We start from the raw sequence: 22,087 nt of genomic DNA on the forward strand, positions 1-22,087 counted from the left end.
GAGGCGACCACGCTCACCCGGCGGCCTCGGGCGCGTAGACGGCGACGGCGAGCGCGTCGAGCACGCCGGCGGCGGCGGGGCCGAAGCTCAGCACCGTCGTGTCGGACATGTCGACGATGCGACGGTGGCGTCCGGCGTCGGTCTGCGCGACCGCGGGCAGATGCTCCACCAGCCCGTCGACGCCGCCGACCGACTCGAGTCCCTTGGTCATCATGATGAGCAGGTCGGGATTCGCATCGACGAGCGCCTCGTCGGTGACCGGACGCATGCCCTGCCATCCGATCTCACCGGCGACGTCGACGCCGCCGAGCGCCTCGATCAGGCTGTCGGCGCCGGACTCCTCGCCGAAGAGGTAGTACACGCCCGACTGGCCCCGCACGTACAGGAACATCATCCGCAGCTTCTCCGCCGGATCCGCGGGAGCGATCGCCGCGATCTCGGCGATCTTCGCGTCGACCTCCGCCATCGTCCGTGCGGCCAGCGCCGTGCCGCGCTCCGCCACGCCGAGAGCGCCGGCGACCTGCTGCACGAGGTCGCCGATGTTCTCGAGCGAGCGATGGGAGTCGACCACGACGACCGGGATGCCCGCATCGCGCATCTGCAGGATGGTGTCCCACGGGCCGAGGCTCGTGTCGGTGAGGATGACCGTCGGTGCGGCATCCAGGATCGCCTCGGCGTTGAGGTCGTGGCCGTTCTCGGTGACGACGGGCAGCCCGGCGGCCTCAGCGAAGCCGCTGGAGGTGTCGCGCGCGACCACCGATTCGCCCAGTCCGAGCTCGAACACGATCCGCGACAGCGATCCGTAGATGTCGAGCGTGAGGATGCGGGAGGTGTCGGTCACCGTCACCTCGGTGCCCTGCGCGTCGACCACGGTGGCCGGAAGAGCCTGCGGGCCGTCGGTGATCGGCTCGACCGCCGTGTGCGCGGCGACCGCGGTCGACGGCCCCTCCCACGCGGCCGGGTCGGACAGCGGGGTGACCTCCGACAGCGGGGGCGTCGCTGCCGCATCCGCTCCGCCGCCCGGCGCGGTGGCGTCGCACGACGACAGCATCAGCGCAGCGGCGAGCGCCACGGCGAGCGCGCCGATCGCACGGGAACGTCTCGGCCTCATGAAATCACCTCGGGTTAGGTAAGCCTGACCTACATCTTGCACCATCTCGTCGCGGCATGGTTAGGTGAGCCTTGCCTAGCCTCCCCGATCCACGCGAACGCGTGCGCCGGTACCCGATGTCCGAGCGGCCGGAGGCAGCCACACCACGAAGGGATCAACCATGGAATCTCCGACCACGCGCCGCGGTCGACGAGGACGGCCGATCGCGGCCCTCGTCACCGCGAGCGCGCTCGCTCTGGGCGGCGTCCTCGCCGCCTCGCCTGCCAGCGCCGCCGAGACGACCGTCTCGGACGCCGTCTTCCGCTGGGGCGTCAACGCCGAGTCGCACGCCGCCGCGTTCGCGCCGGGCACGTACAACCTCTTCAGCGCCGGCGTCGTCACCGCGACCTCGTCCGCCGACCGCGTGACGACCGCGAACTGGAAGCAGTCCGAGGGCAACGTCGACATCCTCAAGCGCCAGCCCGACGGCAGCTACGCGGATGCGACCTTCGCCGGACTGAGCACGGACGTCAACGGCACGCGCCTGACCACCGGCGCCGGCAACAACTCCGGACACGTCGTGGAGATCGCAGCCGGAACCGGGACGGTCGACCCCGCCGCCGGCACCGCCGAGATCCAGTGGACCGGGACGTTCACGTCCGCCTACTACTCGGGCATGACCCGCTCCTGGATCACCGACCCGCACCTGAGCGTCGCGGCCGACGGCACCGGCACCATCACCGCCACGCTCGGCGGCTACGGCACATCGATGGACGACCCCGATCTGTTCCAGCAGATCACCCCCGTCGAGGACGTCGTCATCGCCACCCTCACCGGCGTGGAGGTCGACGCCGACGGATTCACCGTCACCCCCGACTACCTCGGCAAGACGGTGAACACCGGCTCGGGCACGCCGCAGGTGACGACCGGGGCCTCGGCCGGTGCGTTCCCGCAGCCGTTCGTCGACTTCCAGACCCTGACCGGCCAGGGCAGCTACTGGTACTCCTCGGGCGGCGCAGCGGACGCACGCAAGCCCACCACGCCGCTGTCGGTGTCGTACACCGCCGCGGCTCAGCCGGCCGCACCGACCGTCACCGTCTCGAAGACCTCCGGCATCGACCGTGCCGGCGAGACCATCACGGTGACCGGTTCGGGCTTCGTGCCCGCCGGCGCCGCGACGACGGGCAGCCGGCCGCCGCTGGCCGGCCAGTTCGTCGGCGCGTACGTCGCATTCGGCAAGTTCGCCGACGTGTGGAAGCCCTCCGCGGGCGCCCCGGCCTCGGCACGCGGCGAGCGCGTCGACACCAAGTGGGCGCTCCCGGCCGAGAGCCACGCCGCCGTCGGCGGCGCCGCGGCCGGTGCGATCGAGCTCGCGGCCGACGGGACCTTCACGGCCGAGCTCAACGTCTCGACCACCGAGGCCCGCGATCTGCTGGCGGGTAACTACGGCATCTACACCTACGCCGGCAGCGGCGCGACCTACGCGCCCTTCGAGACGTTCACCCCGATCACCTTCGCCGGCGCGAGCGATGTCGTCGTCGAGGTGCCGGAGCAGGTCGAGGAGCCCACCGGTTCGTTCGGCTGGAGCTTCGAGGGATCCTCGCCGGCCGACCTCGGCACGGCGACCGCACAGGGCGGCAACTTCGTCGCGACCGGCTCGCTCACCAACATCGTGGTGACCGACACCCGCGCCGGGGGCACCTCGCCCTACATCTGGAGCATCTCCGGACAGGCGAGCGACTTCGCCTCCCCGGGCGGCGGGTCGTTCTCGGCCGACCTGCTCGGCTGGACGCCGAAGGTCGTCGAGGGCGGCGCAGCGGTGACCAAGGGCGCCGACGTGCCGTCGTCCCGCCTGGGCGGCGCCGGTCTCGCGTCCTCGCGTGTGCTCGCCTCGTCGACCACCGCCGCCAGCGCGACCGTGGGCGCCGACCTGTCACTGGTCATCCCCGGCGACACCCCGGCCGGTGCGTACACCAGCAAGCTCACCGTCACCGCCCTGCAGTGACACCCCGGGGCCCCGGCATCGCGCCGGGGCCCCACCCCCTCGACCCCGAAAGACGCCCGTGACCGCTCGCCGCCGCATCCGCTCGCTTCTCGCCCTGGCCCTGGCCGGGGCCCTCGCCGTCACGGGGTCACTCACCGCCGCCGCAGCCGAGGCCGGAACGAGGGCCGCATCCGGGGCGACCGGCACGATCGGGTGGACCGTCGAGACCGCCGACAACGACAACGGCGTCGGCCGCGGCAACTTCACCTACGACGTCGAGCCGGGCGCCGTCATCAGCGACACCATGGTCGTCGTCAACACCGGCACGCAGGCACTGCCGCTGGCGGTCTACGCGGCCGACGCCTTCACCACCTCGAGCGGCGACATCGACGTACTCGTCGACGGCACCCCGTCCATCGGGGCCGGCACCTGGGTCGCCATCGGCACCCCCGCCGTCGAGCTCCTGCCCGGCCAACAGGCAGACATCGCGTTCACCATCTCGGTCCCCGCCGACGCGCGGCCGGGCGATCACGCGGCGGGCATCGTCACCTCCCTCGTCACCACCGACGCCTCGCAGTCGTTGTCGGTGGACCGCCGGCTCGGCACCCGGGTGAACCTGCGCGTCGCCGGTGAGCTGAGCCCCGCCGCGGCCATCGCCGACGTCTCGACCGCCTACACGCCGTCGTGGAACCCCTTCGCCGCCGGCACCCTCACCGTGTCGTATGCCCTCGAGAACCCCGGCAACACGCGCATCACTGGTGTCGAGACCCTCGCGGTCGCGGGACCGCTCGGCCTCTTCGGAGCGGACACCGCGCCCGCGCAGCTGCGCGAGATCATTCCGGGCTCGGTCGTGGAGGTCACCCGCGAGCTGCCGGTGATGTCCCTCGGGTGGGTCGGCGGCACGCTCACGGTCACCCCCGAAGGCGTGGGGCTCGGCACCGGATCGGTCGCGCCGGTGACCGTCGACGTCGGCACCGTCGCGCTGCCGTGGAGCCTCTACGCGCTGCTGGTGCTCGCGGCGGCGATCGTCGCCGGTGGGCTGCTCGTGCTGCGCCGCGCCAGGCGGGCCCGGCTCACGGCCGCAGGGGCAGCAGCGCCGTGAGGTCGGCCCGGGTGCCCGACGCGCGCAGTCGGCCCGCCGCAGCGGCATCCGACCACGCGAGCTCGCCGGTGGCCAGCGCGATCCAGGTCGCGGCATCCGTCTCGACGACGTTCGGCGGGGTCCCGCGCGTGTGACGCGGGCCCTCGACCACCTGCACCGCACCGAACGGCGGTACGCGCATCTCGACCGAATTGCCCGGCGCTTTCTCGACGAGCAGTTGCAACAGGTAGCGCACGGCCGTGGCCAGGTCGGTGCGGGCGGGTTTGTCGCCGGAAGCCTCGGCAGTCGCGACCGCAGCGAGCGCGGCGCGGCCGTCGGCGGTGAGGATGCTGCGGGCCATGGGTTCCACGCTAGCCCGGTCGGTAGGCTGGCCGGGTGAAGATCCTGGTCCTCGGCTCGGGCGCGCGCGAGCACGCCATCATCCTCGCTCTCGCCGCGGAGGGAGCGGGCCACGAACTGCTGGCGGCGCCCGGCAACGCCGGGATCGCCCGAGACGCCGAGCTCGTGCCGGGCCTCGACCCGAATGACCCGGTGGGGGTCACGGAGTTCGCCGGCAGCGCCAACATCGACCTCGTCGTGATCGGGCCGGAAGCACCGCTGATCGCGGGCGTCGCCGACGCGTTGCGCGAGCGCGGCGTCCCCGTGTTCGGGCCCGGCAAGGTCGCCGCTCAGCTCGAGGGCTCGAAGGCCTTCGCCAAGCGCGTGATGGACGACGCGGGCGTCCCCACCGGCCGCGCGGTGCGCGCTCGCAGCCGCGCAGAGGTCGAGACCGCGCTCGATCAGCTGGGGGCTCCTCACGTCGTCAAGGCCGACGGCCTGGCCGCCGGCAAGGGCGTGATCGTCACCGACGACCGCGAGGCCGCCCTTGCGCACGCCGACACCTATCTTCCGAGCGGACCGGTGCTCATCGAGGAGTTCCTCGCCGGCCCCGAGGTGTCGCTGTTCTTCGTCTCGGACGGCGACACCGTCCGCGCGCTCAGCCCGGCGCAGGACTACAAGCGCGCGTACGACGGCGACGCCGGCCCGAACACCGGCGGCATGGGCGCCTACTCGCCGTTGCCGTGGCTCGCCGATCGGTTCGGCAGCGAGGAGGCCTTCGTCGCCGAGGTCACCCGCACAGTCGCCGACCCGGTCATCCGGCATCTCGATTCCGAGGGCACCCCCTTCATCGGGCTGCTGTACGCAGGCCTCATCCTCACCGAGGGCGGCATCAAGGTCATCGAGTTCAACGCCCGTTTCGGCGACCCCGAGACCCAGGTCGTGCTCGCGCGGCTGACGTCGTCGCTGTCGGAGCTGCTGATGGCCGCGGCGAGCGGACGTCTCGAGAGCGAGCCCGACCCGACCTTCTCGTCCGAGGCCGCGGTCACCGTCGTGCTCGCGAGCGAGGGTTACCCGGAGCAGCCGCTGACGGGGCGTGTCCTGTCCGGCCTCGACGCCGCCGCGGCCGTCGACGGCGTGCATCTGGCGCACGCGGCGACGGCCGAGACGACCGACGGTCTCGTGGCGACGGGCGGACGCGTCCTGAACGTCGTCGCCCTCGGCGCCGACTTCACCGAAGCCCGCGACCGCGCCTACCGCGCTCTCTCGCAGATCTCTCTCGAGGGCTCGCACCACCGCACCGACATCGCCGCGCGCGTCGCCGAGTAGCTGGACGGGCCACGCGACCGACCCCACGGCCGTGCAGGAGCTCTGCGCGGCCTCGGGACCGATCCGGCCGCAGTCAGCGCTGCACGAGGTGCGCGGGACGCTTGAGGAAGAGCACCACCACGACAGCGACCCCGATGACGACGGCGGGCAGCACCATCGCCTGTGCCATCGCGGCGGAGAACCCCTCGGCGATCACGGGAGGCATCGCGCCGCCCCCGCCGAAGTCGCCGCCCGCGGCATCCCCGGCGCCCGGCAGGTTCGCCTCGAGACGCGACTGCATGTACGCGGCGATGGCGGCCGATCCGATGACCGACCCGACCGTGCGGGTCGTGTTGTAGATGCCCGAGCCCGCGCCGGCTTGACGCGGCGGCAGATTGCGCGTCGCGGTCGTGGCGAGCGGGCCCCACATCCCCGCGTTGGCGACGCCGATCACCGCGGCGGGGATGAGCAGCAGCAGCACCGGCGCCTCCGTGTTCATCAGCAGCGCATAGCCGACGAGACCTACGACCATGAGTGTCAGACCCGGCACGAGAAGCAGGCGCGGGTCGACGCGGTCGAGGATGCGGCCGGCCAGGGGCGCGAGCGCACCCGAGAGGACCGCCATCGGCACGAGCAGCAGCGCGGACTGCGTCGGGGTGAGCCCCCGGGCGAGCTGCGTGAAGAACGCCATCGGCAGCGCCATGCTGGTCACCGTGAACCCGACGGCGGCGATCGCCAGGTTGGAGATTGCGAAGTTGCGGTCGCGGAACAGCTCGAGCGGCACGAGCGGCTCGCTGCGCGTGCGGCCCTGGGTCCAGATGAACACCGCCAGCACGACGACGCCGGCCGCGATCATGCCCCAGACCCACGGCGCCCAGTCGTAGTGCTCACCCTCCTGCAGGCCGAACACGATGAGGAAGAGGGCGACGGCGCTGAGCACGACACCGACCACGTCGAACCGGTGGGCGTGGGTCTCGAGCTGCGGCACCAGACGCCACGCGAGGACGAAGGCGATGACACCGACGGGGATGTTGACGAAGAAGATCCACTCCCAGCCGAAGCCGTCGACGAGCAGCCCGCCCGCCAGCGGGCCGACCAGGGTCGCGACGCCCGCCGTCGCCCCCCACAGACCCATCGCGGCCCCGCGGCGCTCCGCCGGGAAGGTGCGCGTGATGACGGCCATCGTCTGAGGGGTCATGAGGGCCGCGCCGAGCCCCTGCACCGCGCGCGCGAGGATCAGCACCTCGAGCGAGCCCGACAGCCCGCAGGCGAGCGAGGCCAGGGTGAAGATCGCGAGGCCGATCAGGTAGATGTTCTTCGGGCCGAAGCGGTCGCCGAGACGCCCGGTGACCAGCAGCGGCACCGCGTAGGCGAGCAGGTACGACGAGGTGACCCACACGACGTTGTCGAGGTTGCTCGTCGCCGGGTCGAGCGCCGCTTTGATCGCCGGGTTCGCGACCGACACGATCGTGGTGTCGACGAGGATCATGAAGAATCCGATGACCATCGCCCACAGGGCGGGCCACGGGCTGACGGGGTGAGGGGCGCCCTGAGGGGTGCGGACGGTGCTGGTCTTCTCGCTCATGCGCGGGCGGCTTCTCTCTGTGCCAGGTAGCGGTCGGTCGGGGAGAGGTCGGTGACCCCCCAGACGGTGTCGGAACGACGGATGTACTCGACCGCTTCGTCGAGCCAGGCGACATCCGCTGACAGCAGGGCCGCCTCGCGGTGCACCTCGATCAGGAACTGGGGATACGACCCACGCTCGATCGCGTGATCGCGGGCGTTGCGGTGCGCCTCGAGCGATGCCGCGAGGGCGACTCGACGCTCGCCGAGAAGCGCGACCACCTCGCCGCGGTCGAGGTTGTGCGCCTCGGCGAGCGCGACGCGGAACCTCTCGGGCCGCTCGACCGACGGCAGCTCGCGCCGCACCCAGGCGAGGAGCATCTCGGCGCCCGCAGCGGTGAGGGCGTAGGTCGTGCGCTCGGGCCGATTGCCCTCGCGGTCCGTGCCGACCTCCTCGATCAGCCCCTGCCGTTCGAGGCGCGCGACGGTGTGGTAGATCGTGCCGTGGGTGAGGGCGACGAGCCGGTCCGCCTTGCGGTCGCGCAGCAGCCGGATCATCTCGTAGGCGTGCATGTCGTCCTCGTGCAGCAGCGCGAGCAGCATCAGCCCCAGTGGGGTGAGTCGGTCGACGGCATCCGGCACGGCACCCCCCTCTTGATTAGTCCATGTGGACTATACGCCTATTTCCCCGCTCCCCGACGGCGCACCCCGCGCATCGCGGCGCTCCGGGATAATGGCCGGGTGAGCGCCCTCGATCTGCCCGGCTGGAAGCACGTCTACTCCGGCAAGGTCCGCGACCTGTACCGCCCCGCCGACGGCGCCAAGGACAGGATGCTGGTGGTCGCGAGCGATCGCGTCAGCGCGTTCGACCACGTGCTCGAGCCCGGCATCCCGGGCAAGGGCGAACTGCTGACCCGGCTGAGCCTGTGGTGGTTCGCACAGCTCGCCGGGCGCGACGGCGGACACCCGATCCCCAACCACATCCTCGGCCTCGAACCTCCGGCCGCGGTCGCCGCCCGGGCGATGATCGTTCGCGAGCTCGACATGCAGCCGATCGAGTGCGTCGTGCGCGGCTACCTCACGGGAACGGGCTGGGCCGAGTACCAGGAGAGCGGCACCGTGTGCGGTATCCCGCTGCCGATCGGTCTGCAGAACGGCGACCGCCTGCCCGAGCCGATCTTCACCCCCGCCTACAAGGCACCGCTCGGCGAGCACGACGAGAACATCTCGTTCGATCGCACCGTCGAGCTCGTCGGCGCCGACACCGCGGCGGCGCTGCGCGACGCGTCGCTCGAGATCTACACCCGGGCCGCCGCCCTCGCCGAGAAGAAGGGGCTCATCCTCGCCGACACGAAGTTCGAGTTCGGCCTCGACGCCGACGGCGTGCTGACCCTCGCCGACGAGGTGCTCACGAGCGACTCGTCGCGCTACTGGGATGCCGAGGCCTGGCGCACGGGTTCGACACCGGCCGAGCGTATGGCGAGCTACGACAAGCAGATCGTCCGCGATTGGCTCGCGGCCGCGTGGGACAAGACCGGCACTCCCCCGGCGCTCCCCGACGACATCGTCGAGCGCACCGCGGCGAAGTACCGCGAGCTGCTCGACACGCTCGCGGGCTGAGCCGCGACGCCCCAGGGCGTGCACCGGAGCGCCGACGCGGCATCCAGGGAGTTCACAGATAAGGTGGGGCCACTCTCTCGCCCCACCCCGAACCTCCCACTTCTCCGAGGAGTCCCATGCCCATCTGGTCCCTCCACGGCGACGGTCGCACCGTCGCGCGCGGCGCCGTCGTCAAGCCCGGCGAGCGCCTCAACTGGCCCGGCACCATCGCGATCGGCGCGCAGCACGTCGTCGCCATGTTCGGCGCGACGTTCCTGGTGCCGATCATCACCGGCTTCCCCGTGTCGACGACCCTGCTCTTCTCGGGTCTCGGCACCCTCGTGTTCCTGCTCGTCACCCGCAACAAGCTGCCCAGCTACCTCGGTTCCTCGTTCGCGTTCATCGCGCCGATCACCGCCCTCAACGGCGGCAACCGGCTCGAGACCCCCGAGCAGATCACCCAGGCGCTGCTCGGCGTCGTCGTGGCGGGCCTGCTGCTGGCGGGTGTCGGCTTCATCGTGCAGGCCTTCGGCACCGGCTGGATCGAGAAGCTCATGCCGCCGGTCGTCGCCGGCGCGATCGTCGCCCTGATCGGCTTCAACCTCGCCCCCGCGGCGTGGGGCAACTTCCAGCAGCAGCCCGAGATCGCCACGGTGACGCTGTGCGCCGTCATCCTGTTCAGCGTCCTGTTCCGCGGGTTCCTCGGCCGGATCTCGATCTTCCTCGGCGTGATCGTCGGCTACCTCGTGGCCGCCGTCACCGGCCAGGTGCAGTTCGAGGCGGTCGCGGACGCGGCGTGGTTCGGCCTGCCCGACTTCCACCTCGTGGCGATCGGGGACGCCGCGGCCTGGTCGATCGTCCCGATGTTCCTGCCCGTCGTGCTCGTGCTGATCGCCGAGAACGTCGGCCACGTGCGCGGCGTCGCGACCATGACCGAGGACCCCTCGATCAACAAGCACACCGGCCGGGCACTCATCGCCGACGGTCTCGCGACGACGCTCGCGGGTGGGTTCGGCGGCTCGGGCACCACGACCTACGGCGAGAACATCGGCGTCATGGCCGCGACCCGCGTCTACTCGACGGCGGCGTACTGGGTCGCCGGCATCGTCGCGATCCTGCTCGCGTTCTCGCCCAAGGTCGGGGCCGTGTTCAACACCATCCCGGCGGGCGTGCTCGGTGGCGTCACGACCGCCCTCTACGGCCTGATCGGTGTCATCGGCATCAAGATCTGGGTCGACAACCGCGTGGACTTCTCACGCCCGGTCAACCAGTACACCGTCGCCGTGTCGTTCGTGATCGCGATCGCCGGCTTCGCGATGGACCTCGGCTCGCTCCAGTTCGGAGCCATCGTCCTCGGTACCGTCGCAGCCCTGGTGATCTACCACGCCGGCAACGCCGTCGCGCGCCTGCGCAAGACCGGCGCCGACGACGGCGGCCCGCTCCCCGCGGTGGGCCAGCTCGGCGGCGACCCCCGGTAGGCCCGTCGCGCTCGCGGTGCCCGAGTGCACGGCATCCCGTCGAATGTACGACTCTCAGACGCGAGGATGCCGTGCACTCGGCGTTGCGCCGTGCACTCGGGCAGCGGCGCGCTCGGGAATGGGCAGGCCCGGGGCGGGGTTGTGGATGCACGTGAATGAGAAGCTGGCGGATGCCACGACCATGGGCGCCGTCACCCTGCTGGTGGGCGACCTCGACGGCATGACGCGCTACTACCGCGATGTGGTCACCCTGCAGGTGATCGCCGCCGAGGGCGACACCGTGACCCTCGGCCGGGCCGGCCGCCCGGTGGTGATCCTGCGCCACGAGCCCGGGCTGCGACACGCGAGCCCCGGCTCGGCGGGCCTGTTCCACACGGCGATCCTCTTCGAGACGCAGGCGGCCCTCGCCGCTGCCCTGTACAGCGTGGCGCGGCACGCCCCCACGACCTTCACCGGCAGCGCCGACCACCTCGTCAGCCAGGCGTTCTATTTCACCGACCCCGAGGGCAACGGCATCGAGCTCTACTGGGACCGCGACCGCAGCACCTGGTCGTGGACGCACGGGCAGGTCGAGATGGCCACCCTGTACCTCGACCCGAACGCGTTCCTTCGCGAGCACCTCGACGCCGCGGTCCTGGGCGGCTCGGCCGGCTCCGGCCCCGCGGCATCCGATCCGGCCCGGGTGGGGCACGTGCACCTCTCGGTCGGCGACGTGGCGACGGCTCGTGCCTTCTACATCGACGCGCTCGGTTTCGACACCACCGCGGCCCTCGGCGACCAGGCACTCTTCGTCAGCGCGGGCGGTTACCACCACCACATGGCGATGAACGTCTGGAACTCGCGCGGCGCCGGGCCCCGCATGCCCGCGCTCGGCCTCGGACGGGTCGACCTCGCGCTCCCGGCATCCGACGACCTCGGCGCCCTCGCCGAACGGCTCCGTCACCACGGCGTCGCGGTGCGCGACGACGGCCGCACGGTCTCGTTCGACGACCCGTGGCACAACACCCTCCACGCCGCCGTCGTCTGACGGGACCACCCGTTCCCGAGTGCACGGGATGCCGCCGGACGGACGCGTTCCCTGCGTGCGGATGCCGTCCGCTCGGCGCGAAGCCGTCCGCTCGGCGCGAAGCCGTCCGCTCGGCGCGAAGCCGTCCGCTCGGCGGTGAGCCGCAGGCGCGGGTCAGGCCGAGCCGCGGACGATGAGCTCCGTGTCGAGGATCGTCACCTCGGGCGGTTCGTTCCCGGCGAGCCGGGCGATCAGCACGTCGGCCATCCGCTCCCCCTGAGTGAACGAGGGCTGGCGCATCGTCGTCAGCTGCGGCTCGGTCGTCAGCGCGATGGGCGAATCGTCGAAGCCGACCACGGAGACCTCGTCGGGGATGCCGACACCCGCGGCGGCGAGCACCTGCATCGCCCCGCGTGCCATCAGGTCGCTCGCGACGAACAGGCCGTCGAACGGCTCGCCGGTCGCGAGGATCTCGCGCATGGCGTCGGCCCCGGACTCGACGGTGAAATCGCCCTCCGCGACCGGCGCCGGCGTCAGCCCGGCATCCGCCACCGCCAGCCGGTAACCCTGGGCGCGGTCGACCCCAGCGGGCATCGAGGGAGGTCCGGTGATCGCCGCGATGCGCGTGCGGCCGCGACCCACGAGGAACGCGGTCGCATCACGGGCCCCCGCGACATTGTCGACGTCGACGTAGTAGTCGCCGCCACGCGACCGCACCGGCCGGCCGCCGTAGACGACGGGGACGGCGGCGGCGATGCGATCGATGAAGGTGTCGCTGGTGTGGTGCGAGACGACGATCGCCCCGTCCACGGCGCCGCTGCGGACGTACTGCGCGGTCTTGTCGCCCGGGTCGGCACTGGCCATGATCAGGTTCAGCACGTAGTCGCTGCGGCTGATGCGCGCGTTGATGCCCGAGACGATCGAGGCGAAGAACGGGTCTCCGAACAGGCGACTGGTGTCTTCGGGGACCACGAGCGCGATCGCCAGGGTCGACCGGCTCGCGAGCGAGCGAGCCGCGCGGTTGGGCACGTAGTTCAGCTCGGCGATCGCACGGCGCACAGACTCGGCGGCGGCCGGGCTTACGGCGGTCGAGCCGTTGACGACGCGCGACACCGTCGAGCGCGATACACCGGCGACGGCCGCGACCTCCTCGATGGTCGCGGCCGCCCGGGTCTGATCGGAGATCACAGTCAGAGCTACCTCGGGACGACGGTCCGGGCGGCGTCCCCGGCGGCGGGCACGTCGATCGCACGATCTGCGATGACCCGACGATACTCCTTCGCGCTGTCCTTGAGAGTCCGCTCCTGAGTGGCGTAGTCGACGCGCACGATGCCGAACCGCTTCTCGTAACCCCAGGCCCACTCGAAGTTGTCGAGCAGTGACCAGTAGAAGTACCCGCGCACGTCGACACCGGCGTCGCGGGCGTCCAGCACCGCGCCGAGGTGCCCGCGCAGGAACGCGGTGCGCTCGGCGTCGGGCACCGTCTTCTCACCGTCGACCTCCACCACCTCGTCGTCGTACGCGGCGCCGTTCTCGGTGACGTACAGCACCGTCCCCACCGGCTGCGCGTACTCGGTCCACACCCGCTCGAGCAGCTGTGTGAGCCCGGCCGGCTGCACCTCCCAGTGCATCGACGTGCGAGGCAGTCCGCGCTCGTGCCAGTGGATGTCGTGGCCGGCCGGCCACGGGCTGCCGGTCACGCGGTCGGTCGGGGCATCGCCCGGGGTCGGCGGGTTCGGATCGGGCTCTCCGCCCACGAACTCGCCGTGGTAGTAGTTCACCCCGAGCGCGTCGAGCGGCTGCGCGATGACGGCCTCGTCGCCCGGACGCACCGCGTCACGCCAGCGCGCCACGGCCGCGGCATCCACCTTCTCGAGATCGCCGACGATGTCGCTCGGGTAGGAGGCGCGGAAGATCGGGTCGAGGAACCAGCGGTTGAACTGCCCGTCGATGCGTCGTGCCGCATCGACGTCGGCGGGCGCCGCGGGATCGGCGGGCTCGGCCACCGTGAGGTTCAGCGTGATCCCGAGCGAGAGCGAGTCGTCTCGCTGTCGCAGCTCGCGCACGGCCTGCCCGTGGCCGAGGAGCAGGTGGTGGGCGGCCAGCATCCCGTCGCCGATGTCGAACCGGCCCGGCGCATGGATCCCCGCGGTGTAGCTGAGGAACGACGAGCACCAGGGCTCGTTGAGCGTCGTCCAGTGATGCACCCGGTCTCCGAGCGCGTCGTGCATGTCGAGGGCGTACTCGGTGAAACGGTCGGCGGTGTCTCGCACCGTCCACCCGCCGCGCTCCTCGAGCGCCTGCGGAAGGTCCCAGTGGTAGAGCGTCAACCACGGGATGATTCCCGCGGCGAGCAGCTCGTCGACGAGGCGCTCGTAGAAGTCGACGCCCCGGGGGTTCAGCGGTCCGCCGTCGGGGCGCACCCGCGACCAGGACGTCGAGAACCGGTAGGTGTCGAGTCCGAGGTCCTTCATGAGGGCCACGTCGTCGCGGTAGCGGTGGTAGTGGTCGCACGCCACGTCGCCGTTGTCGGCGTTGATGACGGCTCCCGGCACACGGGCGAACGCGTCCCAGATCGATGCGGTGCGCCCGTCGTCGAAGGCGGCTCCCTCGATCTGGTAGGCGGCCGTGGCCGCTCCGAAGAGAAAGCCGGTCGGGAAGCTGCGCGACGTGTTCATGGTCTCCTGCGAAGTGCGGTCCAGGTGCAGGGTCATCCCTTCACCGCCCCCGCCATGATGCCACTGACCAGCTGCTTGCCCGCGAAGATGAACAGCAGCAGCAGCGGGATCGTGGCGAGGATGACGCCGGCGAGCACGACCGAGTAGTCGACGAAGTAGTTCGACTGCAGCAGCGACAGTGCCACCGGCAGCGTCGGGTTCTGCCGGTCGAGCACGATGAACGGCCAGAAGAAGTTGTTCCAGGCCCCGACGAAGGTGAACAGGAACAGCATGGCCGCCGCGGGCCTGGCCGCCGTCATCCCGACGGTCCAGAACGTGCGGATCATCGATGCGCCGTCGACGCGGGCGGCCTCGATGAGCTCGTCCGGCACGGCCTGGCGCAGATACTGCGTCATCCAGAAGACCCCGAACGCGCTCGTGAGGGCGGGGATGATGATGGCGCCGATCTGGCCGGTCCAGCCGAGCTCGGAGAACAGGATGTACAGCGGCACGACGCCCAGTTGCTGCGGCACAGCCATCGTCGCCACGACGAAGACGAGCAGCCCGGGACCGCCGTGGAAGCGGAGCTTCGCGAACGCCCAGCCGGCGAGGGTCGAGGTGATGACGACGGCGGCGGCGATGAGGAAGGAGCTGTAGATGGAGTTCCACAGTGCCGGCCAGAAGTTCACGGCGGGGTTGGTGATCACCGACGCCGCGTTCGCGAAGAAGTTCCCGCCCGGGATCCACGGGAAGGCGCCGCGGAGGGTCGTCGAGTCTCCCGACCCGATGACGAACGACCAGTACAGCGGGAAGATCGCCGAGAGGAAGACCGCGCCCAGGATGCCGTAGGTCCAGAAGCCGGGGCGTGCCCCCCGGATGCGGCGCGTGCGGGCGCTGCGACGCTGCTCGCGCGCGGTGGGGATGCCCTCGGCGACGGTGGCGACGGGCGTGGGGGTACCGATGGTGCTCATGACTGCGCCTCCTTCAGCGCGCGCTGCGCCTGCTGTTTCTGCTGCCGTTTGCTGAGTTCTCGTCGCAGTCCCTCGTCGCGCACCAGCGTGCGGGTGATGAGGAGGTTCAGCAGACCGATGAGCAGGATGATGATGAAGAGGATCCAGGCCATCGCCGCGGCGCGGCCGAAGTTCCACTGACCCCAGCCCACGTCGTAGAGGTAGAGCGTGATGGTCAGCCACTGCTGCGCCGAGCCGCCCCGCCCCGCCTGGTCGAACACGCGGGGCTCGTCGAAGATCTGCAGTCCGCCGATGGTGGCGGTGATGATGACGAAGATGAGGGTCGGCTTGAGCGACGGCAGCGTGATGGAGAAGAACTGCCGTACCGGACCGGCACCGTCGACGGTCGCCGCCTCGTAGAAGTCGCGGTTCACCGCCTGCATGGCAGCGAGCAGGATCAGGGTGTTGTAGCCCATCCAGCGGTAGTTGACCATGGTCGCGATCGCGACGTGGCTCCAGAAGGGCTCGACGTGCCACGGGATGGCGCCGATGCCGATCGACTGCAGGATGCCGTTGATGAAGCCCGACTGGTCGGCGAACATCGCGTTGAAGATGAGGCCGACGGCGATCGGCGCCACGACGTAGGGCACGAGCACAGCCATGCGCCAGAACGTCTTGGCGCGGATGTTGCGGTCGAGCACGGCGGCGATGAAGATCGCGAGCACCAGCTGGGGAACGCTCGAGAGCAGGAAGATGCTGAAGGTGTTGCGCAGCGCCGTCCAGAAGTGGGGCTGCGACAGGATCCAGATGTACTGGTCGAACCCGATGAACTCGCCCTCGCCGCGGATGAGGTCCCAGTCCATGAACGAGATGACCGCGGTGTACGCGATCGGGAAGAGCCCGACGATCGCGAACATGATGAAGAACGGCGAGATGTAGAGGTACGGCGAGAACCGCAGGTCCCACTTGCTGAGCTTCTGCGAGAAGGAGATCACTCGCGGGGGACGGGTGGCGTCGTCGGGTCGGGGTGCGCGCGTCGTCGGGCGCTGCTGTGTGGTGGTCACGGTCGTCCTTCGCGGGCGTCGAGAGGGGGGAGGTGCCGGAGCGCGCCGCGGTGCGACGCGCTCCGGCGGGTGCGGGTCAGAAGCTTCCGACCTCGTTCACCCAGGTGTTCCAGGAGGTCTCCTTGTCTTCGATGCCGTCGAAGACGCGGGTGATCGCGTTGCCCAGGGCGTCGTGGTACTGGAAGTACTTCGGACCCTTGAACGTCGTGACCGTGATGGCGTTGGCGCGGTCGATGCCGATCTGACCCGTGGGGGCATCGTTGAAGTACGGGCTCACGAAGCCGGTCAGGTCGGCGCTGCTCTGGGCCTCGGGCTGGCTGGGGAAGGTGCCCGCGTTGTTGAACGCCTTGATCTGCGTCTCGGGCGAGGTCAGCCAGTCGGCGAGCTTCTGCGCGTTCTCGACGTTGGCGCCGTTGCCGGGGACCACCAGGTACGAGCCGCCCCAGTTGCCGCCGCCCTCGGGGAACGCATTGGCGACGTCCCACCCGGCGATGTCGGGCGCTTCGCCCTCGATGATGCCGTGCATCCACGGCGGGCACAGCATCGCGGCGAACTCACCGCTGGCCATCGAGGCGTACCAGTCGTCCGACCACTGGCCGGGGTAGGCGGCGATCGGAACGGCCTTGTCGATGACGGTGTCGTAGGCGGCACGGATGTCGGGGTTCTCGGTCGCCACGACGGTGCCGTCGGGCTCCTCGTAGGCGACTTCGAGCTGGTTCACGACGCCCTGGAGCACCGAGTTGGCCGAGTCGATGAACGGCTGGCCGGTCTTGGCGACGTAGTCGCTGCCGACCTGGAAGAACGCGTCCCACGTGGGGAAGAGCTCGGCGACCTCGGCGCGGTCGGTGGGCAGGCCCGCGGCCGCGAACAGGTCGGAGCGGTAGCAGATGGCCTGCGGTCCCACGTCGGTGCCGTAGGCGACGAGGTTGCCGTCGGCGTCGGTGGCCGCCTGCTCCTTCCAGTCCAGCCAACGACCCTTCAGGTCTTCGGGCACCGGAGCCACGAGGTCGGAGTACTGCATCATCTCGGGGAACCAGTCGACCTCGACGCCCTCGACGTCGGCGAGGCCGGTCTTGCCGAGCTTCTGGAAGAAGTTGGTGCGGGCGTCGTTCGAGGTGGCGGCTTTGTTGTGGATGACCGTGATGCCGGTCTCCTCCGTGAACTCGGCGAGGAGTTCGTCGGTGTAGCCGAAGTCGTTGAACGTGGCGAGGGTCAGCGTGTTCTCGTCACCACCGGATGCTGCGTCGCCACCGCCGCCGGAACAGCCGGCGAGGACGAGTGCGGACGTTGTCGCGACGCCGGCCACGAGGCCGATCCGCCGCAGTGCGCGTGAATTCACGTGTCACTCCTTCGTGATTTGCGGGTATCTGGTGCGCGGTGGCGATCCCGACCTTGGGAGCGCTCTCACCGATTGACGATGACCATACGGGAGCGCTCCCACAGTCGCAATGGAGAGTTCGGAACGCGACGGTCACGATCCGGTCACGGCGTCCGGTCGTCGGCGCGCGGCGGCGCGGCATCCCACCCGTAGACTGGTCGCGCACCCATCCCGCGACCTCCGGAGCGAGCAATGCCCACCATCGTCGTCGACGTCATGCCCAAGGCCGAGCTGCTGGATCCGCAGGGCAAGGCCGTCTCGGGCGCCCTCTCCCGACTCGGGGTCTCCGGCTTCTCCGACGTGCGCATCGGCAAGCGCTTCGAGCTCACGGTCGACCACGCCGACGACGCGACCCTCGAGACGGCACGCCGCATCGCCGACGAGATCCTCTCGAACTCGGTGATCGAGGACGTCGTGAACATCGAGGTGGTCGAGTGACCGCCCGCATCGGCGTCATCACCTTCCCGGGCTCGCTCGACGACCGCGACGCGCAGCGCGCCGTGCGGCTTGCCGGCGCCGAGCCCGTCGCGCTGTGGCACGGCTCGCACGATCTCGACGGCGTCGACGCGCTCGTGCTGCCGGGCGGCTTCAGCTACGGCGACTACCTGCGTGCCGGAGCCATCGCGGCACTCGCGCCGATCATGTCGGAGGTCAAGGATGCCGCCGCGAAGGGCATGCCGATCCTGGGCATCTGCAACGGGTTCCAGATGCTCGTCGAGGCGCACCTGCTGCCGGGCGGGCTGATCCGCAACGCGCACCAGCAATTCATCCGCCGCGACCAGCGACTCGTGGTCGAGAACGCCGACACCGCCTGGACGAGCGGCTTCGAGGCCGGTCAAGAGATCGTCATCCCGCTGAAGAACGCCGACGGCGGCTTCACCTGCTCGGCCGAGACGCTGCAGCGCATCGAGGGCGAGGGTCTCGTGACCTTCCGCTATCGCGGCGTGAACCCGAACGGATCGCTCGACGACATCGCCGGACTCGCCAACGAGCGCGGCAATGTCGTGGGGCTCATGCCCCACCCCGAGCACGCGGTCGAGCTCGGGTTCGGCCCGCAGACGCCCGCAGCCATGCGCTCGGGCACCGATGGCCTGACCTTCTTCACCTCGGCCGTCGCGGCCGTGGTCGCCGCCGCCGTCTGAGCGCTTCGCGCCGCGGAGCGTGGTTCGCGCGGTTCGGGGCGGTTCGCGCGGTTCGGGGCGGTTCGGGGCGGTTCGCGCGGTTCGCGCGGTTCGCGCGGTTCGCGCGGTTTGGGGCGCCCGGCGCACCACGGGGCGTGAGCATCACACCCCAGGGTGCGGCACCCGCCCCACACGGCCCGAAGCGCCCGCCGAGACGTGAGCACGGCACCCCAGGATGCCGCACCCGCCCCGAACGGTGCAGGGGACGTGGCGGAGCGGGTTCGGGGCGCCCCGAACGCTACAGCGGACGTGGCGGAGCGGGTTCGGGGCGCCCTAAGCACCCTGGGGCGTGAGCGCGGCACCCCAGGATGCGGCATCCGCCCCGAACGATGCGGCGCACGTGGCGGAGCGGGTTCGGGGTGCCCTAGGCACTCTGGGGCGTGAGCATCACACCCCAGGGTGCGACACCCACCCCAAACGCCCCGAAGCGCCCGCCGAGACGTGAGCGCGGCACCCCAGGGTGCGGCACCCGCCCCGAACGGTGCAGCGGACGTGGCGATCCGGGTGCGGCACCCGCCCCGAACTGTGCGGCGGACGTGGCGGAGCGGGTTCGGGGCGCCCTAAGCACCCCGGGGCGTGAGCGCGGCACCCCAGGGTGCGACACCCACCCCAAACGGCCCGACAGGCCCGCCGGGGCGTGAGCATCGCACCCCAGGATGCGGCATCCGCCCCGAACGGTGGCGCGGGATCGGCGGCCCACGCCGGCCCGGCGCTCGATAGCGTGGGGGCATGAGCGAAACCCCCCGTGCCATCGTCGTCAGCGTGCCCACCGAAGAGCTGGCCGCTGACGTCGGCGCGCTGCCGGAGGGGGTCGAGCTCGTGGTGTGGGACCTGCGCTCGCCCGCACCGCGCGACGCGTTCGACCTCGTGGTCCCGCCCTACATGTCGGGCAAGAGGCTGCTCGCGGCGCTCGAGGGCGTGCGCGTAGACGTGCTGCAGAGCCAGTCGATCGGCTACGAGGGCATGGGCGCGTACCTTCCCGAGGGGGCCCGTCTCGCGAACGCCTCGAGCGTGCACGAGACCGCGACGGCCGAGATCGCGGTCGGGCTGACCATCGCGGCCCAGCGCGATCTGGCCGACTACGTCCGCAACCAGGAGCATGCCCGTTGGGCTCCGCAGTTCAGCCGCAGCGTCGCCGACCGCACGGTGCTCGTGCTCGGCTACGGCGGCGTCGGCAAGGCGGTGGCCGCGCGGCTCCTTCCGTTCGAGACGACCATCGTGCCGGTGGCATCGCGCGCTCGCGACGAGGACGGCGTGCACATCCACGGCATCGACGAGCTGCCCGAGCTGCTGCCGCGCACCGACGTCCTCATGATCACCCTTCCCGGCGGCGAGCCGACGCGTGGCCTCATCGGCGCCGACGAGCTGGCGCTCCTCCCCGACGGCGCACTCGTGGTCAACGTCGGACGCGGGACCGTGATCGACACCGACGCGCTCGTGGCCGAGCTCGCCACCGAGCGCCTCCGCGCCGCGCTCGACGTCGTCGACCCGGAGCCGCTTCCCGAGGACCATCCGCTCTGGAATGCCCCGGGCGCGCTCGTCGTGCCGCACGTGGGCGGCGCCGCCGACGCCATGCGCCCGCGCATCGCGTCGCTCGTGCGCACACAGATCGAGCGTCTGGCACGCGGCGAGGAGCCGCTCAACATCGTCGAGCCGTGACCCCCGTCGGCTCGGGACGGTCGACGTCGCGCCCGTGCCACAGGTCGGCGCACTCCACCTGCAGCGCGCCGGAGCGCGCGAGGTAGGGACCCGCCCCCTGATCGCCGGATGCCGCCGCCGCGGCCGCCGTCCAGTGCGCGCGGCCGAGCACCGCGGGGTGACCGGGGCGCCGGCCGTACACCGCCCGGGCCAGGGCGTCGGAGCCGCCGCCCGATGCGCGGAGCACGCGTGCGAGGACCGTCGGCGGAATGTCGGGAACATCGACCGGCACCAGCACGGCCACCTCGGCCGACGTCTCGCCCGCGGCCAGAAGAGCGGCCCGGAGCGTCGACGAGAGCCCCCCGTTCCAGTCGGCGACCGTCCGCGGCCGAGCCAGGGCTGGCACCGGCGCGTCGGGCGCGGCGCCGAGCATGACGAGGATCGGCGCGCAGCCCGCGGCGGCCAGCGAGGCCACGACGCGGTCGATCCAGGGCACCCCGTCGGCTCCGGTCGCGAGTGCCTTCGGCATCCCGTACCGACTGCCGGCGCCGGCAGCGAGCACGATCCCCACGGGTGGGGGCGCGCCGGTCGTCACGGGGCGGCGAGCAGGCGGCCGACCGTGCACGCGGCATCGAGGTCGGCCGCGCCCGCGACCTCCGGGCGCCCCTCGTCGCGATGGATCGACCCCGATCGCTCGCGCAGCGCTCCGCCGGTGCCGCCGTGCCTGGCGGCGACGATCTCGGCGAGGACCGACAGCGCCACCTCCGCCGCGCTCGTGCCCCCCAGGTCGAGCCCGATCGGCGATCGCAGCCGGGCGAGCGCAGCCGGCGACACGCCGGCGTCGGCGAGGCGTCGGATGCGGTCGGCGCAGGTGGCGCGGCTTCCCATGGCCCCGACGTATCGGGCGGGCGACGAGAGCGCCGCGGCGAGGGCGGGCACGTCGAACTTCGGGTCGTGGGTGAGCACGCAGACGGCGGCCCGGTCGTCGAGGTCGGCCGCGGCGAGGTACCGGCCGGGCTGATCGACGACGACCTCGGCGCCCGGGAAGCGCTCGGGGCGTGCGAAGACCTCGCGCGGATCGACGACGATCACCCGGAAGCCCGCGGCCGCGCCGAGAGCGGTCAGGGCGACGGCGACCTCGACCGCGCCGACGACGACGAGCCTCGGAGGCGCACCGAAGACGAGGTCGACGGTCCCGGGCGGTGCGGGCTGCGGCGTCGCGGCGTCGAGCAGGGTGACGCTGCCGGCACCGGGTGCGGCGATGCGCAGGCGTACGAGCGTGGGCACGGCATCCCGCTCGCGCGCGGCGAGGAGGTGAAGGGCCGTCGCGTCGGCCGACCCGGGGGCGATCGCACGGACGAGGACCTCGATGCTGCCCCCGCACGACAGACCCGCGGCGAACGCCGCGTCGTCGGCGATGCCGAAGCGGTCGACGCTCGCGCCGGCGCCCGCGAGCGCCTCGACGCACCGCTCGTAAACCGCACCGTCGACGCAGCCGGCCGAGACGTTCCCGAAGGCGCGCCCGTCGGCCGCGACGAGCATCGACGCGCCGAGTTCGCGCGGCGAGCTGCCGGAGGTCGCGATCACCGTCGCGACCGCGACGGTGCGCCCCGCGGCGAGCTCGTCGCACGCGACGGCGAGGATCTCCCGCATCCGATCTCCTCCCGACCCGGGTCGTCGCCGGGCTCTGCGGATTCTCCGGGCTGCCGCAGCCGTGGCGCTGACTCATCGTAGGCTAGGTGACCCGTGTTGCCGGCCTGTTGCGGGGGCG

Annotated in this window: 20 protein-coding genes; 9 read left to right on the forward strand and 11 right to left on the reverse strand. The window is 71.6% G+C overall.

The annotated features are described in order from the left end of the window. Positions 1-13 precede the first annotated feature (13 nt). Positions 14-1,111: a heme/hemin ABC transporter substrate-binding protein gene (locus tag HW566_RS08150; RefSeq protein WP_178011931.1), complete on the reverse strand. Its 1,098-nt coding sequence runs from the start codon at positions 1,109-1,111 to the stop codon at positions 14-16. A 160-nt stretch (positions 1,112-1,271) separates the two neighbouring features. Here HW566_RS08150 and HW566_RS08155 point away from each other — a divergent pair, with 160 nt between their 5' ends. Next, positions 1,272-3,095 (forward strand): hypothetical protein, encoded by a 1,824-nt coding sequence (locus HW566_RS08155; RefSeq protein ID WP_178011932.1) that lies wholly within the window; start codon positions 1,272-1,274, stop codon positions 3,093-3,095. A 58-nt stretch (positions 3,096-3,153) separates the two neighbouring features. Next, entirely contained in the window at positions 3,154-4,176 is a 1,023-nt protein-coding gene (locus HW566_RS08160) for a DUF916 domain-containing protein (RefSeq protein WP_178011934.1), read from the forward strand. On the opposite strand, the gene HW566_RS08165 is transcribed toward HW566_RS08160, so the two are convergent. Then, positions 4,148-4,516: a sterol carrier family protein gene (locus tag HW566_RS08165; RefSeq protein ID WP_178011937.1), complete on the reverse strand. Its 369-nt coding sequence runs from the start codon at positions 4,514-4,516 to the stop codon at positions 4,148-4,150. The two genes, HW566_RS08160 and HW566_RS08165, sit on opposite strands and share 29 nt — an antisense overlap. Before the next feature lie 35 nt (positions 4,517-4,551). On the opposite strand from HW566_RS08165, the gene purD reads away from it, so the two are divergent. Next, positions 4,552-5,823: a phosphoribosylamine--glycine ligase gene (purD, locus tag HW566_RS08170; protein WP_178011939.1), complete on the forward strand. Its 1,272-nt coding sequence runs from the start codon at positions 4,552-4,554 to the stop codon at positions 5,821-5,823. Positions 5,824-5,896: 73 nt separating this feature from the next. Here purD and HW566_RS08175 read toward each other — a convergent pair whose 3' ends face one another. After that, positions 5,897-7,387 (reverse strand): DHA2 family efflux MFS transporter permease subunit, encoded by a 1,491-nt coding sequence (locus HW566_RS08175; protein WP_178011941.1) that lies wholly within the window; start codon positions 7,385-7,387, stop codon positions 5,897-5,899. Further along, the gene (locus HW566_RS08180; RefSeq protein ID WP_178011943.1) at positions 7,384-8,007 is read right to left on the reverse strand and encodes a PadR family transcriptional regulator; all 624 of its coding nucleotides are present in this window, start codon (positions 8,005-8,007) and stop codon (positions 7,384-7,386) included. Before HW566_RS08180 ends, HW566_RS08175 begins: the two co-directional genes overlap by 4 nt. Before the next feature lie 72 nt (positions 8,008-8,079). On the opposite strand from HW566_RS08180, the gene HW566_RS08185 reads away from it, so the two are divergent. The 3 genes from HW566_RS08185 (at position 8,080) to HW566_RS08195 (ending at position 11,469) form a co-directional block, all read left to right on the forward strand. Continuing rightward, complete coding sequence (locus tag HW566_RS08185) at positions 8,080-8,985, forward strand: phosphoribosylaminoimidazolesuccinocarboxamide synthase (protein ID WP_372955798.1); 906 nt, start codon at positions 8,080-8,082, stop codon at positions 8,983-8,985. Between the two features lie 116 nt (positions 8,986-9,101). Beyond that, entirely contained in the window at positions 9,102-10,442 is a 1,341-nt protein-coding gene (locus HW566_RS08190) for a uracil-xanthine permease family protein (protein ID WP_178011947.1), read from the forward strand. Between the two features lie 145 nt (positions 10,443-10,587). Then, positions 10,588-11,469 carry a VOC family protein gene (locus HW566_RS08195; RefSeq protein WP_178011949.1) on the forward strand — a complete coding sequence of 294 codons (882 nt, stop codon included), beginning with the start codon at positions 10,588-10,590 and terminating at the stop codon, positions 11,467-11,469. A gap of 153 nt (positions 11,470-11,622) precedes the next feature. On the opposite strand, the gene HW566_RS08200 is transcribed toward HW566_RS08195, so the two are convergent. From HW566_RS08200 to HW566_RS08220, 5 genes are all read right to left on the reverse strand, one after another. Next, the gene (locus HW566_RS08200; protein WP_178011951.1) at positions 11,623-12,636 is read right to left on the reverse strand and encodes a LacI family DNA-binding transcriptional regulator; all 1,014 of its coding nucleotides are present in this window, start codon (positions 12,634-12,636) and stop codon (positions 11,623-11,625) included. 8 nt (positions 12,637-12,644) lie between these two features. Next, positions 12,645-14,162 (reverse strand): GH1 family beta-glucosidase, encoded by a 1,518-nt coding sequence (locus HW566_RS08205; RefSeq protein ID WP_372955770.1) that lies wholly within the window; start codon positions 14,160-14,162, stop codon positions 12,645-12,647. Next, on the reverse strand, positions 14,159-15,076 hold the full coding sequence (locus HW566_RS08210; RefSeq protein WP_178011953.1) for a carbohydrate ABC transporter permease: 918 nt from the start codon (positions 15,074-15,076) through the stop codon (positions 14,159-14,161). Before HW566_RS08210 ends, HW566_RS08205 begins: the two co-directional genes overlap by 4 nt. After that, the gene (locus HW566_RS08215; RefSeq protein ID WP_178011955.1) at positions 15,073-16,119 is read right to left on the reverse strand and encodes a carbohydrate ABC transporter permease; all 1,047 of its coding nucleotides are present in this window, start codon (positions 16,117-16,119) and stop codon (positions 15,073-15,075) included. The genes HW566_RS08210 and HW566_RS08215 overlap by 4 nt, the downstream gene beginning before the upstream one ends. 76 nt (positions 16,120-16,195) lie before the next feature. Further along, positions 16,196-17,458, reverse strand: coding sequence for an ABC transporter substrate-binding protein (locus HW566_RS08220; protein WP_178011959.1), 1,263 nt, complete (start codon positions 17,456-17,458; stop codon positions 16,196-16,198). Between the two features lie 231 nt (positions 17,459-17,689). On the opposite strand from HW566_RS08220, the gene purS reads away from it, so the two are divergent. From purS to HW566_RS08235, 3 genes are all read left to right on the forward strand, one after another. Beyond that, the gene (purS, locus tag HW566_RS08225; protein WP_178011961.1) at positions 17,690-17,935 is read left to right on the forward strand and encodes a phosphoribosylformylglycinamidine synthase subunit PurS; all 246 of its coding nucleotides are present in this window, start codon (positions 17,690-17,692) and stop codon (positions 17,933-17,935) included. Next, positions 17,932-18,639 carry a phosphoribosylformylglycinamidine synthase subunit PurQ gene (purQ, locus tag HW566_RS08230; RefSeq protein ID WP_178011963.1) on the forward strand — a complete coding sequence of 236 codons (708 nt, stop codon included), beginning with the start codon at positions 17,932-17,934 and terminating at the stop codon, positions 18,637-18,639. Before purS ends, purQ begins: the two co-directional genes overlap by 4 nt. Positions 18,640-19,407: 768 nt before the next feature. Next, complete coding sequence (locus tag HW566_RS08235) at positions 19,408-20,337, forward strand: 2-hydroxyacid dehydrogenase (protein WP_178011965.1); 930 nt, start codon at positions 19,408-19,410, stop codon at positions 20,335-20,337. Here HW566_RS08235 and HW566_RS08240 read toward each other — a convergent pair. Further along, on the reverse strand, positions 20,318-20,845 hold the full coding sequence (locus HW566_RS08240; protein ID WP_178011967.1) for a nucleotidyltransferase family protein: 528 nt from the start codon (positions 20,843-20,845) through the stop codon (positions 20,318-20,320). The two genes, HW566_RS08235 and HW566_RS08240, sit on opposite strands and share 20 nt — an antisense overlap. Before the next feature lie 62 nt (positions 20,846-20,907). Next, entirely contained in the window at positions 20,908-21,969 is a 1,062-nt protein-coding gene (locus tag HW566_RS08245) for an XdhC family protein (RefSeq protein WP_178011969.1), read from the reverse strand. Positions 21,970-22,087: the final 118 nt, after the last annotated feature.

The sequence above is a fragment of the Microbacterium oleivorans genome, assembly GCF_013389665.1.
Taxonomy (GTDB): Bacteria; Actinomycetota; Actinomycetes; order Actinomycetales; family Microbacteriaceae; genus Microbacterium; species Microbacterium oleivorans_C.

Coding starts and splice junctions, on each gene's coding strand:
- HW566_RS08150 (WP_178011931.1), bottom strand. CDS start 1,111: ATGAGGCCGAGACGTTCCCGTGCGATCGGCGCGCTCGCCGTGGCGCTC.
- HW566_RS08155 (WP_178011932.1), top strand. CDS start 1,272: ATGGAATCTCCGACCACGCGCCGCGGTCGACGAGGACGGCCGATCGCG.
- HW566_RS08165 (WP_178011937.1), bottom strand. CDS start 4,516: ATGGCCCGCAGCATCCTCACCGCCGACGGCCGCGCCGCGCTCGCTGCG.
- HW566_RS08175 (WP_178011941.1), bottom strand. CDS start 7,387: ATGAGCGAGAAGACCAGCACCGTCCGCACCCCTCAGGGCGCCCCTCAC.
- HW566_RS08190 (WP_178011947.1), top strand. CDS start 9,102: ATGCCCATCTGGTCCCTCCACGGCGACGGTCGCACCGTCGCGCGCGGC.
- HW566_RS08195 (WP_178011949.1), top strand. CDS start 10,588: ATGCACGTGAATGAGAAGCTGGCGGATGCCACGACCATGGGCGCCGTC.
- HW566_RS08205 (WP_372955770.1), bottom strand. CDS start 14,162: ATGACCCTGCACCTGGACCGCACTTCGCAGGAGACCATGAACACGTCG.
- HW566_RS08210 (WP_178011953.1), bottom strand. CDS start 15,076: ATGAGCACCATCGGTACCCCCACGCCCGTCGCCACCGTCGCCGAGGGC.
- purS (WP_178011961.1), top strand. CDS start 17,690: ATGCCCACCATCGTCGTCGACGTCATGCCCAAGGCCGAGCTGCTGGAT.
- HW566_RS08235 (WP_178011965.1), top strand. CDS start 19,408: ATGAGCGAAACCCCCCGTGCCATCGTCGTCAGCGTGCCCACCGAAGAG.
- HW566_RS08240 (WP_178011967.1), bottom strand. CDS start 20,845: ATGCCGAAGGCACTCGCGACCGGAGCCGACGGGGTGCCCTGGATCGAC.
- HW566_RS08245 (WP_178011969.1), bottom strand. CDS start 21,969: ATGCGGGAGATCCTCGCCGTCGCGTGCGACGAGCTCGCCGCGGGGCGC.